This window comes from Knoellia flava TL1 (assembly GCF_000768675.1).
GTDB classification, from domain to species: Bacteria; Actinomycetota; Actinomycetes; order Actinomycetales; family Dermatophilaceae; genus Knoellia; species Knoellia flava.
On sequence record NZ_AVPI01000013.1, the window covers coordinates 51,909 to 66,789 of the forward strand.

Sequence of the window (14,881 nt, forward strand, 5' to 3'; positions counted from 1 at the left end):
CGTGCAAGGTTATGCGGTGCCGGGGTCACCCGGGAGCATCGCCGTGGCGAGCGTCTCCTGCAGCCACGTGAGGAAGTCGTAGACCGACATGGCGTGCAGGCGGGGGTCGTCGTCGTCCATCGTAGCGAGCTCGGCCTCGAGCCGATCGACGTCGGCGTCCTCGCGCAGGCCGAGCCGCTCGCCGAGCACGAGCCGGACGTCGGTGAGCGCGACGACCATGTCGACGGCGGTGCGCTCGTCGAGGTCGACGCCGGTGCCCGGTGCTCGCAGGGCGGCGATGGCGGAGGTGAGGTGGCGGGCCTTGCGCGTCCGCAGGCCGTGCTCGGTGAGGCGGCGGAACTCCGCAGACGCCTGGTCGTCGGCCCGGTTGCCGGCAGGCAGGAGCCGCTCGAGCGCGGGGTCGCGGTCGCCGAACGAGCGAGCATCGCTCGGGACGGGGCGCTCGTCGGGCGCCTGGTCCTCGGCCGAGACGGAGACCCCCATGCCGAGGCCGCCGAGACCCGAGACGATCGCGTCGAAGGGGTCCTCGTGGCCGGCGCCGCCTGCAGCGTCGTCCTCCGGCGCGGTCTGCTCGGGTGCGACGAGGTCGTGGACCTGCTCCATGAGCCCGGCCACGACGGCCCGCTCGACGGCGTCGAGCTTGGCGGTGTAGTGGACCGGCTTGCTGCCGCCGCCTCGACGGGAGAAGGCGCGCGCCATCAGTCGTCCTTCTGCCGGGTCGTCTCCACCGTGCGTGTGGTCGCCACCGCGCCGAACATCAATCGTCCTTCTGCCTGGTCGTCTCCACCGTGCGTGTGGTCGCCACCGCGCCGAACATCAGTCGTCCTTCTGGAAGGTTGCCCACAGCCCGTAACCCTGCAGCGCCTCGGTGTCGATCTCCATCTTCTCGCGCGGACCGTGGGAGACGACGGCGCGGCCCTTGGTGTGCACGTCCATCATGAGCTTCTCGGCCTTGGCCCGGTCGTAGCCGAAGTAGGTCTGGAAGACGTAGGTCACGTAGGACATGAGGTTGACGGGGTCGTTCCAGACGAGCGTGATCCACGGGAGGTCCGGCTCGACCACGGAGTCGGAGGAGACGACCTCCTCCTGCACGGGCGCGATGGACACGGCTCCCACAATAGGCTGCCGCGGGTGAGCTCCCACTCCCCCGCTCCCCGGCCCACCACGGCGTATGCCGTCCCCGCCTCGTCGGCCGCGCTCCTCACCGACCACTACGAGCTGACGATGGTCCAGGCCGCGCTCCGCTCGGGTGCGGCGAGCCGGAGGTGCGTCTTCGAGACCTTTGCGCGCCGCCTGCCCGACGGCCGCCGCTACGGCGTCGTCGCGGGCACCGGCCGGCTCCTCGAGGCGATCGAGCGGTTCCGCTTCGGCGACGAGGAGATCGCCGCCCTGCGTGCAGCCGACGTCGTCGACGCGGACACCCTCGACTTCCTCGCGGGCTACCGCTTCCAGGGCGACATCTGGGGCTATGCCGAGGGAGAGGCCTACTTCCCCGGCTCGCCCGTGCTCGTCGTCGAGTCCGACTTCGCCCACGGCGTGGTCCTCGAGACCCTCGTGCTGTCGATCCTCAACCACGACAGCGCCGTCGCGAGCGCCGCGTCGCGGATGACGGGCGCGGCGGGCACCCGGCCGTGCATCGAGATGGGCTCGCGCCGCACCCACGAGGAAGCCGCGGTGGCAGCCGCGCGGGCGGCATACATCGCGGGTTTCGCGACGACCTCGAACCTCGAGGCGGGCCGGCGCTGGGGGGTGCCCACGGCGGGGACGGCGGCGCACGCCTTCACGCTGCTGCACGACGACGAGCGCGAGGCGTTCACGGCGCAGGTCGAGGCGCTGGGGGTCGGCACGACCCTGCTCGTCGACACCTACGACGTGCCGCGCGCCGTCGAGATCGCCGTCGAGGTGGCGGGCACCGATCTCGGCGCGGTGCGGCTCGACAGCGGCGACCTGCTCGTCCAGGCGCACGAGGTGCGTGAGCAGCTCGACGCCCTCGGCGCGACGGGCACCAGGATCGTCGTCACCTCGGACCTCGACGAGTTCGCGATCGCCGGGCTCGCGGCCGGTCCGGTCGACGCCTACGGGGTGGGGACGCAGCTCGTCACGGGGTCGGGCGCGCCGACGGCCGGCATGGTCTACAAGCTCGTCGCGCGCACCGACGACTCCGGCGAGATGGTCGGCGTCGCCAAGGCGAGCAAGGACAAGACGTCGGTCGGCGGACGCAAGTTCGCGTTGCGGCGCCGCAACGAGCGGGGCACGGCGGAGGCCGAGATCATCGGCATCGGCGAGGCGCCGGCCGACGACGGCGACGACCGGGCGCTCCTCGTCGACCTCGTCCGTGACGGCGAGGTCGTCGGCGGGGAGCACGTCGCGCTCGCCGCGGCCCGCGAGCGCCACGAGGCCTCGATGGCCGAGCTGCCCCGGTCCGCGCACCAGCTGAGCCGCGGCGAGCCCGCGATCCCCACGACCTACCTCTGACGCCGGCGGCTCCTCACAGGGTCGCTCCCGCTGCTGTGCGGTGACTGTTACGGACGGTTTACGTGCGCCGTCGCGACGCGAAACACCGGGTCGGCAACGTCTGGCGGCATGGAGACCACCACCCCCGTCGCCGGCCCCACCACCGAGGCCGGACCCGTCGCGCCCTCCTCGCCGCCCGCCACCACATCCACCACCGCACCCCCGACCGCGCGCCGCGGCCGGTGGATCGAGCACTGGGACCCGGAGGACACCGGCTTCTGGCAGGCCACCGGGCGCTCCGTCGCCCGCCGCAACCTCGCCCTCTCCGTCTTCGCCGAGTTCCTCGGCTTCTGCGTCTGGGCGCTCTGGTCCGTCGTCGTGCCGCTGCTGCCCGCGGCCGGCTTCGACCTCACCCTCGACCAGCAGTTCTGGCTCATCGCCGTGCCGAGCCTCGTCGGCGCCACCCTGCGGATCCCCTACACGTTCGCGGTCCCGGCCTTCGGCGGCCGCAACTGGACGGTCCTGTCGTCGCTGCTGCTCCTCCTGCCGGCCTCGGCCCTGGGCCTGGTCGTCACCCGGCCGGAGACGCCGTTCGGGGTACTGCTGCTCTGCGCGGCGCTCGCCGGCTTCGGCGGCGGCAACTTCGCGTCGTCGATGACGAACATCTCGTTCTTCTACCCCGAGGCGGAGAAGGGCAAGGCGCTCGGGCTCAACGCCGCCGGCGGCAACCTCGGCACCGGCATCGTCCAGATGCTCGTGCCGGCGATCATCGCGATCGGCGCGGGCGTGCACCTCGAGCGTGCCGGGCTCGTCTTCGTCCCGCTCGTCCTGCTGTCGGCGTTCGCGGCGTGGCGCTGGATGGACAACCTCGCCGGCGTCAAGGCGGACTACCGCTCCTTCGCCCTCGCGACGCGCAACCCGCAGACGTGGGTCATCTCGTTCCTCTACATCGGCACCTTCGGTTCCTTCATCGGGTATGCCGGCGCGTTCCCGACGCTGCTGCGGACCCAGTTCCCGACGGCGCCCCTCGGCCTGGCGTTCCTCGGCGCGCTCATCGGTGCCCTGACCCGTCCGCTCGGTGGGGTCATCGCCGACCGGCTCGGTGGGGCGCGGGTCACCGTCGCGTCGTTCGTCGTCCTCACGGCCGGCGCGCTCGCGGCGGTGGAGGGCCTGCGCAGCGGCAGCTTCCCGCTCTTCTTCGGCGCCTTCCTCGTCCTCTTCACCGGCGCCGGGATCGGCAACGGCGCGACCTACCGGATGATCCCGGCGGTCTTCCGGGCCGGCGTCGATGCGGCGTCCCTGCCCACGGCGCGCAAGGCAGCGGCCGGGTGCATCGGCATCGCCGGCGCCGTCGGGGCCTACGGCGGGTTCCTCATCCCCCGCGGCTTCGCCATGGCCAAGGACGCCTACGGCTCGCTCGTGCCCGCGCTCCTCGTCTTCGTCGTCGCCTACGTCGTCATGGCCCTGACGACGTATGCCGTCTACCAGCGTCGCGGGTCGGCGCTCGCCTCGGAGACGATCTGAGCCGCGGATGAGCACCGTCAGCACGCACTGCCCCTACTGCGCGCTCCAGTGCGCCCAGGCGCTCACGCCCGGGCCCACCGGCGTCGAGGTCACCGGTCGCCAGTTCCCGACGAACCGGGGAGGCCTGTGCCAGAAGGGATGGACGAGTGCCTCGGTCCTGCGCGCGCCCGACCGGCTGACCGCACCACTCGTGCGCGGCGTGGACGGTGAGCTCGCGGAGACGACCTGGGAGGTCGCCCTCGACCTCGTCGCCGAGCGGCTGCGGGCGATGCGCGCCGAGCACGGCGCCGACGCCGTGGCCGTCTTCGGCGGCGGTGGACTGACGAACGAGAAGGCCTACCAGCTGGGCAAGTTCGCGCGGGTGGCTCTCGGCACCGCGAACATCGACTACAACGGGCGCTTCTGCATGAGCAGCGCCGCGGCGGCGGCGAACCGGTCGCTGGGCATCGACCGTGGGCTGCCCTTCCCGCTCACCGACGTCGGCGGGGCGCAGGCGGTGCTCCTCCTCGGCAGCAACCTCGCCGAGACGATGCCACCGGCCGTGGCCCACCTCGCCGGAGCCCGGGCCGCCGGAGGGCTCGTGGTCGTCGACCCGCGGGTGAGCGCGACGGCCTCCCTCACCGACGACGGGCAGGGCCTGCACCTCCAGCCCGTGCCGGGCACCGACCTCTGTGTCCTCCTGGGGCTGCTCCACGTCGTCCTCGCCGAGGGACTGGACGACACGGCATACGTGTCCGAACGGACGACCGGCGTCGACGACACTCGGAGGCTCGCGGCGACGTGGTGGCCCGAGCGCGTCGAGCAGGTGAGCGGCGTCCCGGCCGCGCTCCTGCGCGAGACCGCCCGCCTGCTCGCCGCCGCGAGCCCCGCGCGCGGCGGCTCCGGCGCTTACGTCCTCACCGGACGCGGCGTCGAGCAGTCGTCCCAGGGCACCGCCACCGTCAACGCCGCCATCAACCTCGCCCTCGCGCTCGGTCTGCCCGGCCGTGTCGGCTCGGGCTGGGGCGCGGTCACCGGACAGGGCAACGGTCAGGGCGGTCGCGAGCACGGCCAGAAGTCGGACCAGCTGCCCGGCTACCGCATGGTCGACGACCCCGGCGCTCGCGCGCACGTGGCCGGCGTCTGGGGCGTCGACCCCGCGACGCTGCCCGGCAAGGGGCGCCCGGCCGTCGAGCTCCTCGACTCGCTCGGCCGCGAGGGCGGTCCGCGCGCCCTGCTCGTCCACGGCGCCAACCTGCGGGTGTCGGCACCGAACGCGCGCCACGTCGCCGCCCGTCTCGACGCCCTCGACCTGCTCGTCGTCTGCGACGTCGTGCCGAGCGAGACGGCACTACGGGCCGACGTCGTCCTGCCCGTGCTCCAGTGGGCCGAGGAGGAGGGCACGATGACCTCTCTCGAGGGCCGGGTCCTGCGCCGCCGCAAGGCGATCGACCCGCCCCCGGGCCCGCGCTCCGAGCTCGAGGTGTGGCGCGAGCTCGCCGCTCGCCTGGAGGCCCCCGGCACGTGGGACACCGACGCCGCCCTCGTCTTCGACGAGCTCGCCCGGGCCAGCGCCGGCGGGCGCGCCGACTACGGCGGGCTCAGCCACGCGCGCCTCGACGCCGAGCCGGACCTATTCTGGCCGTGCCCCGCGACGGACGGCACTCCGCACCCGGGCACGCCGCGTCTCTTCCTCGACGGCTTCCCGACCCCGGACGGGCGGGCGCGCTTCGTCCCCGTCGACGACCGCGGCCCCGCCGAGGACGTCCGGGCCGGCGCGCCGGCGCACCTCGTCACCGGCCGGGTGCTGCAGCACTACCAGTCCGGTGCGCAGACGCGTCGCGTCGACGAGCTCGTCGCCGCCTCGCCCGGCGCGTTCGTCGAGATCCACCCCCGGCTGGCCGACCTGCACGGGATCGGGGCCGGGGACCTCGTGCGGCTCACGAGCGTCCGCGGATCCGTGGCGGCTCCGGCGCGGGTCACCGACCGCGTGCGTCCGGACACGGTCTTCATGCCGTTCCACTGGCCCGGCGAGGAGTCGGTCAACGCCGTGACCAACGACGCGACCGACCCGGTCTCCGGCATGCCCGAGTTCAAGGTCTGCGCCGTCACGGTCTCCCGCGCGGAGGCGCGCCGCGACTGCCCCGGCGCCCCCGTCCCCACCGTCAACGTCACCGTCACCACCGCGGAGGTTCCCGCATGAGGCTCGTCGTCATCGGCAACGGCATGGTCGGCTCCCGCTTCGTCGAGGACCTCCTCGCCCGCGACACGGCGGGAAAGTACGACGTCACCGTCGTCGGCGCAGAGGGCTGCGAGCCCTACAACCGGGTCCTGCTCAGCGAGGTCGTCGCCGGTCGCCACGACCTCGCCTCGCTCACCTTGCCCACCCCGGACCACCCGCGGCTCACGGTGCTCCGCGGCACCACGGCCACCGGCATCGACCGGGAGGACCGCATCGTCACGACCGACGACGGCACCCGGCACCGCTACGACCAGCTCGTGCTCGCCACCGGTGCCAGCGCGCGGATCCCGCCGCTCGCCGGCCTCGACACGGGCTCGGACCACCTGCCCCTCGGCGTCCACGCGCTGCGCACGATCGACGACGCGAGGGAGGTCGTCGCGGCCACCCTCAACGCTCGGCGCGCGGTCGTCCTCGGCGCCGGCGTGCTCGGCATCGAGGCGGCCAGCGGCCTGGCCCAGCGCGGCTGCGCGGTCACCGTCGTCCACCCCATGGAGGCCCTCATGGAGCGCCAGCTGGACGGTGCGGCGAGCCGGGTCCTCGCCGCCGTCATGCCGCGCGCCGGGATCGAGCCGCGCACCGGGACCGGCGCCGAGGCCGCGATCGTCGCGGACGGGCGACTCACCGGCATACGGCTCACGGGTGGTGAGGTCGTCGAGTCCGAGCTCCTCCTCCTCGCGACCGGGACGGTCGCCAACACCTCCATCGCGAGCGCGTCCGGGCTGCCGTGCGAGCGGGGCGTTCTCGTCGACGACGCGTCGGCGACCGAGGACCCGCGGGTCTTCGCGATCGGCGACTGCGCGCAACCGCCCGACGGCGCGATGGGGCTCGTGGCGCAGGGCTGGGAGCAGGCGCGTGCGCTCGCAGAGCGGCTCACCGGCGCCACCGGCCGGCGGCGCGTCGGCGCGAGCGGGTCGAACGACGTCGTGCGGGTCAAGGCCAAGGGCCTCGACGTCGTGACGATGGGGGTCTGCGGCGGCATGCGTCCGGACGACCCCACCCACCGGGCCCTCAGCCTCTCGGACCCCGCGGCCGGACGGCACGTCGAGGTCGTCGTCGCCGACGGCCGGCTCGTCGGGGCGACCTGCGTCGGCGCCGGACCGGTCGCCGCCGACCTCGTCGCGGCCTACACGCGGGGAACCCAGGTCCCGAGCGACCCCGCGCACCTCCTGCTCCCTGCCCTCGCGCCCGCATCGACGGACGGCGCGGTCCCATCCGGCGGCGACACGACCGTGTGTCGCTGCAACGGCGTCACGCGCGACGAGATCGCACACGCCCACGCGGATGGCGCTCGGGACGTCCACGACGTCGCGCGGGCGACGCGGGCCACCACCGGCTGCGGCGGCTGCACCCAGGACGTCTGCGACCTGCTCGAGCGGCTCGGCGCCCGCTCCGGAACCGGCAGCCCCGACCGAGATCTCACCGTCGCCGGAAGCCCGGTGTGAGAACCGTTTTACGCAGGAGAAACAGTTGAACCACAGTCCCGAAACCGCGCGTCCCTAGCGTCGTCGACATGGTCCAGCACCCCAAGCAGCTCGTCGTCGTCGGTGGCGGCATGGTCGCGCGCCGCCTCGTCGACGCCCTCCGCTCCCGCGACGAGTCCAGGCAGTGGGCCGTCACGGTCCTCGGCGAGGAGCCGCGAGCGCCCTACGACCGCGTCGCCCTCACCTCCTACTTCACCGGCCGCCACCCCGAGGACCTCGCCCTCGGGAGCCAGGACCTCTGGGACGACCCGCTCGTCACGCTCCGCCGCGGGGTGCGCGTCGACAGCATCGACCGCGACGCCCGCACGGTGACGACGAGCGGCGGCGCGGTCCTCCCCTACGACGCGCTCGTCCTGGCCACCGGCTCGTATGCCGCCGTGCCCCCGGTCCCGGGGAACGACCTTCGCGGCGCGTTCGTCTACCGCACGATCGACGACGTCGCCGACCTGCGCGCCCACGTCGAGCGACGACGTGGAGAGGTCGACCGTCCGGTGCGGGGCGCCGTTGTCGGGGGCGGGCTGCTCGGGCTCGAGGCCGCCGGTGCGCTGCGGGCGCTCGAGGTCGACACGACCGTCGTCGAGTTCGCCCCCCGCCTCATGCCGCTGCAGGTCGACGACGGTGGTGGCGAGGCGCTGCGGCGGCTCATCGAGGGGCTGGGGGTCTCGGTGCGCACGTCGACGGCGACCTCGCGGGTCGTCGGCGACCGCGGCACCGTCTCACGCATGGAGTTCGACGGCGGCGACGCGGTCGACGTGGACGTCGTCGTCTTCGCGGTCGGCGTCCGGCCGCGCGACGAGCTCGCCCGGGCGTGCGGCCTCGAGGTCGGTGAGCGCGGTGGCGTGGTCGTCGACGAGGCCTGTGCCACAGCGGATCCGGCCGTCTGGGCGATCGGCGAGGTCGCCTGCATCGACGGTCGCTGCCTCGGTCTCGTCGCGCCCGGCTACACGATGGCCGAGGTGGTCGCCGACCGGCTCCTCGGTGGAGCCGGGACCTTCCCCGGAGCCGACCTGTCCACCAAGCTCAAGCTCCTCGGTGTCGACGTCGCCAGCTTCGGCGACGCCTTCGCCCAGGAGCCCGGAGGGCTCGAGGTCGTCATCAGCGACCCGGTCGCCGGCGTCTACAAGAAACTCGTCATGTCGGACGACGCCCGGACCCTGCGCGGCGGCATCCTCGTCGGCGACGCCGGCGCCTACGCCGCGCTCCGCCCGATGGTGGGCCGTGCGCTGGGAGGCGACCCCGCGGCATACCTGCTTCCGGAGGGTGCCGGACCCGCCCCGGCCGGCGACCTGCCCGAGGACGCGACCGTCTGCTCGTGCAACAACGTCACGGCCGGCGCGGTGCGGTGCGCAGTCACCGAGGGTGGGTGCACCGACCTCACCGGCGTCAAGGCGTGCACGAAGGCAGGGACGAGCTGCGGCTCCTGCCTCCCGCTCGTCAAGAAGCTCGTGACGACCGAGCTCGAGCGCTCCGGCGTCGAGGTGGGCAACGCCCTGTGCGAGCACTTCGACCTCTCCCGGGCACAGCTCTTCGACGTCGTGCGGGTCCAGGGCCTCACGACGTTCACCGAGATCATCGGCCGGCACGGACGTGGCCGTGGCTGCGACATCTGCAAGCCGGTCGTCGGCTCGATCCTCGCCTCCCTCGGCACCGGCCACATCCTCGACGGCGAGCGAGCGGCGTTGCAGGACACCAACGACCACGTCATGGCCAACCTCCAGAAGGACGGCTCCTACTCGGTCGTCCCGCGCATCCCCGGCGGGGAGATCACGCCCGAGGGACTCATCGTCATCGGCGAGGTCGCGAAGGAGTTCGGCCTCTACACGAAGATCACGGGTGGGCAGCGCATCGACCTCTTCGGCGCCCGCATCGAGCAGCTTCCGCGGATCTGGAAACGGCTGGTGGACAACGGGTTCGAGTCCGGCCACGCCTACGGCAAGTCACTCCGGACGGTGAAGTCGTGCGTCGGGTCGACGTGGTGCCGCTACGGCGTGCAGGACTCCGTCGGGCTCGCGATCGCGCTCGAGCTGCGCTACCGCGGCCTGCGCAGCCCGCACAAGCTCAAGCTCGGCGTCTCGGGGTGCGCGCGCGAGTGCGCGGAGGCCCGCGGCAAGGACGTCGGTGTCATCGCGACCGACAACGGCTGGAACCTCTACGTCGGCGGCAACGGCGGGTTCACCCCCCGCCACGCGCAGCTCCTCGCCGAGGACCTCGACACCGAGACCCTCGTCCGGACGATCGACCGGTTCCTCCTCTTCTACGTCCGGACCGCCGACCGGCTGCAGCGCACCGCGGCCTGGGTCGAGGACCACGAGGGCGGGCTCGACGCGATCCGGGCGGTCGTCGTCGACGACTCGCTCGGCATCGCCGCCGACCTCGACGCCGCGATGGCCGCGCACGTCGACGACTACGAGGACGAGTGGGCGGCGGTCCTCGCCGACCCCGAGAAGCTGCGCAGGTTCGGGTCCTTCGTCAACGCACCCGACCTCGCCGACGACTCCTTCGCCTACGTCGCCGAGCGTGGGCAGCCCCGACCGGCCACACCCGACGAACGCGCGGGCGGCGTGCTCGTCGCCGGAACCACCCTGGAGGTCCGCCGATGACCGTCGACGTCACCGAGCCGCGCGCCGGCAGCGCTCCCACGACGTGGGTCGCGGTCTGCCGCCTCGACGACCTCGCTCCCGAGCGGGGCGCTGCCGCGATCGTCGCGGGCGTCCAGGTCGCGCTCTTCCGCACCATCGACGACACCGTGTATGCCGTGCAGCAGCTCGACCCCTACTCCGGCGCCCACGTCATGTCGCGCGGGATCGTCGGCTCCCGGGGGGATGCCCCCACCGTGGCCTCCCCGATGTACAAGCAGGTCTTCGACCTGCGCAGCGGCGAGTGCCTTGACCCCGTCGGACGCGAGCCGACGACGCTCGACTCGTGGGCCACAGTGGTCCGGGACGGGGTCGTCCACGTGGCACGGCCCGAGGCGGAGGTGTCGCCGTGACGACGCTCCTCGGCGTCGACCTCGTCGGACGTTCGGTCCTCGTCGCCGGGGGTGGTCCCGTGGCGGCGACCAAGGCAGCCGCCCTCGTCGCCGACGGCGCCCTCGTGCACGTCGTCACGCCGATCGTCTGCGAGGCCATGCTCGACCTGACGCGTGACCCGCACGTCGAGTGGTCGCAGCGCGAGGTCTCCGTGAGCGACGCGGACCGGGTGTGGCTCGTCGTGGCGGCCACCGGGGACCGCGCCGTCGACCGGGCCCTCTGCGCCCGCGCCACCGCCCGCCGCGTCTTCAGTGTCTGCGCGGGGGCCGCGCAAGAGGGCACCGCGCGCAACCCGGCCACCACCGAGCACGCGGGGCTGCGCGTGGGGGTCGTCTCGACGGGCCGACCAGACCCGGCACGCGCCGTCTCGGTGCGCAACGCGCTCGCGGCCCACCTCGAGACGGCGGACCTCGACCTGCGGACCCGGCGGCGCCCGGCGCAGGCCCGGGGACGGGTCGTCCTCGTCGGCGGTGGACCCGGGGCGGACGACCTCGTGACCGTCCGAGGGCGACGTGCCCTCGCCCAGGCCGACGTCGTCGTCACCGACCGGCTCGGCCCCACGGGCCTGCTCCGCACCCTGCCCGCGGATGTGGAGATCATCGACGTCGGCAAGACCGCCGGCCACCACCCCGTCCCCCAGCACGAGATCAACCGCCTCCTCGTCGAGCACGCCCAGCGCGGTCGGAACGTCGTCAGGCTCAAGGGTGGTGACCCCTTCGTCTATGGCCGCGGCGGCGAGGAGGTGCTTGCCTGCCGTGAGGCAGGGGTCGACGTCGAGGTCGTCCCGGGCGTGAGCTCGGCCCTGAGCGCACCGGGAGCGGCCGGCATACCCCTCACTCACCGCGGCACGTCCGCGGCGGCCAACATCGTCTCCGGCCACGAGCCGCTCGACGCCCACACCCTCGCGTCCGTGGCGAGCGAGGAGGCGACACTCGTCGTGCTCATGGGCGTCGGGATGCTCGCGGACCACGTCGCCGCCCTGCGGGCACGGGGAGCGGCGGACGACCTGCCCGTCGCCGTCGTCGAGGAGGCGACCACCGACCGGCAGCGGGTGACCCGGGCGGGGCTCGCCACGATCGTCGACATCGCACGTGAGCGCGGCGTCCGCGCCCCCGCGGTCGTCGTCGTCGGTCGCGTGGCCGACCCGGGGCTCCTCGTCCCGCGGACCGGTGTCGGCGCATGAGCACGGCCCGACCCACCCCGGCTCTGAGCCAGGTCCTCACGGGCTGCGTCGTGCTCGTCACCGCCGACCGCCGCTCCGGCGAGCTCGCCTCGGCTCTCACCCGGCGCGGCGCGACCGTGCGCCACGCCCCGGCGCTGACGATCGTCCCGCACGAGCACGACGAGGAGCTCGTCCTCGCGACCAAGCAGGTCGTCGCCGACCCGCCGGACGTCGTCGTCGTCACCACCGGCATCGGTCTGCGCGGGTGGATCGAGGCCGCGGACGCCGCCGGCCATGCCGACGAGCTGCTCGAGGTCCTCGACCGGGCCCGCATCGTCGCCCGTGGCCCCAAGGCCCGCGGCGCGATCCAGGCCGCCGGGCTCACCGCCGACTGGGTCGCCGAGTCCGAGACCTCTGCCGAGATCCTCGAGCTGCTCCTCGACGAGGGGGTCGCAGGCCTGCGGATCGCCGTCCAGCACCACGGCGCAGGCGCTGACGGGCTCGACACCGAGCTGGCGGCCGCCGGGGCCGACGTGACGAGCCTCGTCGTCTACAGGTGGGGTCCCACCCCGGACCCGGTCGCGCTGCGCCAGTCGGTCCGCGACGCGGCCGCCGGCGAGATCGACGCGGTCGTCTTCACGTCTGCCCCCGGTGCCGCCGCCTGGCTCGCGGCGGCCGACGACGAACGGGTGGCGGACGGCATACGGGCGCGATGCGCCAGCGGCTGCCTCGTCGCGGCGGCGGTCGGTCCGGTCACCGCGAAGCCGCTGCAGGAGAGGGGCATCGAGCCGATCCAGCCCGACCGGGGTCGCCTCGGGGCGCTCGTCCGGCGCCTCGTGCACCACTACGAGGTCGCCCAGTCGAGCGCGGTCCTCACGGCCGCCGGCCACCTCCAGGTCCGCCGGACGGTCGCCCTGCTCGACGGGCACGTCCTGCCGCTCTCGCCGAGCGGCCTCGAGGTGCTGCGCCTGCTCGCTGGAGCACACGGCCAGGTCGTGTCGCGCGCGGACGTCCTGCGCGTCCTGCCCGGCGACTCGACCGACCCGCACGCAGCCGAGGTCGCGGTCGGACGCGTCCGCGACGCCGTGGGGCGGGGGCTCGTGCAGACCGTCGTCAAGCGCGGCTACCGCCTGGCGCTGGCCTGACTCCGGAGACTGCCTCGTCAGCGCTCCGGTGCGTGGCCCAAGTGGGCCATGTCGCTCGTGCTGCCACACCGCTAGCGTCCCGTCCATTCATCCCTGAACGCTCCTCAGGAGGACCCGACGTGCGCACCAGGTTTCTCGTCCCTCTCGTCGCCGGCTCGGCCCTCTTGCTGCCGGCCCTCACCCAGGGCGCGTCGGCCGCGCCGCCGGGCGGGGGTGCCGCCGAGCAGAACGCCCGGACCACCGAGGTGCAGATCCTGGCGCTCAACGACTTCCACGGCCAGCTCAGGCCGCCGGACGCGGCGAGCTCGGGAGGACGGATCGGAGCCACCCCGGCCGGCGGTGCGGAGTACCTCGCGCAGTACGTGCGCAACCTCGAGGCCACGAACCCGCACTCCCTCTTCGTGTCCGCGGGAGACCTCATCGGCGCCACGCCGCTGGTGTCGGCGATCTTCCACGACGAGCCGACCATCGAGGCGATGAACCTCATGGGGCTGGACTACAACGGCGTCGGCAACCACGAGTTCGACGAGGGTCCGGAGGAGCTCGTCCGCATGCAGGAGGGCGGCTGCCACCCCGTCGACGGGTGCTTCGGTGGCGACGGCTTCGAGGGCGCGGACTTCGACTTCCTCGCCGCCAACGTGACCTACAAGGACAGTGGCGAGACGATCTTCCCGCCCTACGCGATCCACCAGTTCCCGGGAGCCAAGGTCGCCGTCGTCGGGATGACGCTCGAGGGCACCCCCAACATCGTCACCGCGGCAGCCACCGAGAACCTCGACTTCCACGACGAGGCGGAATCGGTCAACGCCCTCGTGCCCGAGCTGAGGAAGCAGGGCGTCGAGACGATCGTCGTCCTGCTCCACGAGGGTGGAAGCGCAGGCGCGCCGCTCAACGAGACGACGATCAACTCGTGCGCCAACCCGACCGGCGCCGGGGTGGAGGTCATCAAGCGCTTCGACCCCGAGATCGACCTCGTCGTCACCGGTCACACCAACTGGGCCCTCAACTGCCCGGACCTCGCCGGGACGGGGATCATGGTCACCGGCGCGGCGTCGGTCGGCCGTCTGGTCACCGAAATCGACCTCACGATCAGCCGGGCGACGAAGGACGTCGTGTCGGCGAGCATCAACAACGTCATCGTCAAGCGCGACACGTTCGCTCCCGCGGAGGACCTCACCGCCCTCATCGCGAAGTACGGCGAGATCGCGGCTCCGGTCGAGAACAGGGTCCTCGGCACGGCCACGGCCCCGCTGCTGCGGGCGGCGAACGCCGCCGGCGAGTCCTCGCTCGGCGACATCATCGCCGACGCCCAGCTGTGGGCGACCTCCGGCCCGGGCTGGCCCGCAGCGGGCGGCGCCCCCGCCGTCCTCTCCTTCATGAACGCCGGTGGCATCAGATCCGACATCAACGAGGGCCCGATCACCTACGGCGAGGCCTTCACGGTCCAGCCCTTCGCCAACGTCCTCGTGACGATGGACATGAAGGGCGCGGACATCGAGGCGGTGCTTGAGCAGCAGTTCTCGGGAGCCAACGGGGTGCTGCAGATCCCTGCGTCTCTCACCTACGTCCGCACGGACTCCGCACCCGTCGGCGACAAGGTCTCGGACGTCAGGATCAACGGGGTGGCGCTCGACCCGTCGGCGACCTACCGCGTCACCGTGAACAACTTCCTTGCCGACGGCGGCGACGGCTTCAGCGTCTTCCGCAACGGCACGAACCGCTTCGTCGGTGAGATCGACCTCGACGCCTTCGCCCGCTACATCGAGGACCGAACGACGATCGCTCCCGGACCGCAGAACCGGATCACCAGGGTCCCCTGACCGAAGCCGGTGGCGGGTGGTGCCAGCCCAGGCACCACCCGCCGT

General features: G+C 73.4%; 11 protein-coding genes. 9 read left to right on the forward strand and 2 right to left on the reverse strand.

What is annotated here, in order from left to right; translation table 11 throughout:
- Nucleotides 1-9 precede the first annotated feature (9 nt).
- Complete coding sequence (locus N798_RS06610) at nt 10-699, reverse strand: DUF2017 family protein (protein WP_035947231.1); 690 nt, start codon at nt 697-699, stop codon at nt 10-12.
- A gap of 117 nt (nt 700-816) precedes the next feature.
- On the reverse strand, nt 817-1,107 hold the full coding sequence (clpS, locus tag N798_RS06615; RefSeq protein ID WP_035947232.1) for an ATP-dependent Clp protease adapter ClpS: 291 nt from the start codon (nt 1,105-1,107) through the stop codon (nt 817-819).
- Between the two features lie 24 nt (nt 1,108-1,131).
- On the opposite strand from clpS, the gene N798_RS06620 reads away from it, so the two are divergent.
- From N798_RS06620 to N798_RS06660, 9 genes are all read left to right on the forward strand, one after another.
- Entirely contained in the window at nt 1,132-2,475 is a 1,344-nt protein-coding gene (locus N798_RS06620) for a nicotinate phosphoribosyltransferase (protein WP_035947233.1), read from the forward strand.
- 108 nt (nt 2,476-2,583) lie between these two features.
- Nucleotides 2,584-3,978 carry an MFS transporter gene (locus tag N798_RS06625; protein WP_035947234.1) on the forward strand — a complete coding sequence of 465 codons (1,395 nt, stop codon included), beginning with the start codon at nt 2,584-2,586 and terminating at the stop codon, nt 3,976-3,978.
- Between the two features lie 7 nt (nt 3,979-3,985).
- The gene (locus N798_RS06630) at nt 3,986-6,160 is read left to right on the forward strand and encodes a molybdopterin oxidoreductase family protein (protein ID WP_052116996.1); all 2,175 of its coding nucleotides are present in this window, start codon (nt 3,986-3,988) and stop codon (nt 6,158-6,160) included.
- Nucleotides 6,157-7,641, forward strand: a complete 1,485-nt coding sequence (locus tag N798_RS06635) for an FAD-dependent oxidoreductase (RefSeq protein WP_052116997.1) — start codon at nt 6,157-6,159, stop codon at nt 7,639-7,641. Before N798_RS06630 ends, N798_RS06635 begins: the two co-directional genes overlap by 4 nt.
- Before the next feature lie 68 nt (nt 7,642-7,709).
- Entirely contained in the window at nt 7,710-10,280 is a 2,571-nt protein-coding gene (gene nirB / locus N798_RS06640; protein ID WP_035947237.1) for a nitrite reductase large subunit NirB, read from the forward strand.
- Nucleotides 10,277-10,669 carry a nitrite reductase small subunit NirD gene (nirD, locus tag N798_RS06645; RefSeq protein ID WP_035947241.1) on the forward strand — a complete coding sequence of 131 codons (393 nt, stop codon included), beginning with the start codon at nt 10,277-10,279 and terminating at the stop codon, nt 10,667-10,669. Before nirB ends, nirD begins: the two co-directional genes overlap by 4 nt.
- Entirely contained in the window at nt 10,666-11,892 is a 1,227-nt protein-coding gene (gene cobA / locus N798_RS06650; protein ID WP_035947242.1) for a uroporphyrinogen-III C-methyltransferase, read from the forward strand. The genes nirD and cobA overlap by 4 nt, the downstream gene beginning before the upstream one ends.
- Nucleotides 11,889-13,016 carry a uroporphyrinogen-III synthase gene (locus N798_RS06655; RefSeq protein WP_035947243.1) on the forward strand — a complete coding sequence of 376 codons (1,128 nt, stop codon included), beginning with the start codon at nt 11,889-11,891 and terminating at the stop codon, nt 13,014-13,016. The genes cobA and N798_RS06655 overlap by 4 nt, the downstream gene beginning before the upstream one ends.
- A 119-nt stretch (nt 13,017-13,135) precedes the next feature.
- Nucleotides 13,136-14,836 carry a bifunctional metallophosphatase/5'-nucleotidase gene (locus N798_RS06660; protein ID WP_035947246.1) on the forward strand — a complete coding sequence of 567 codons (1,701 nt, stop codon included), beginning with the start codon at nt 13,136-13,138 and terminating at the stop codon, nt 14,834-14,836.
- Nucleotides 14,837-14,881 lie beyond the last annotated feature (45 nt).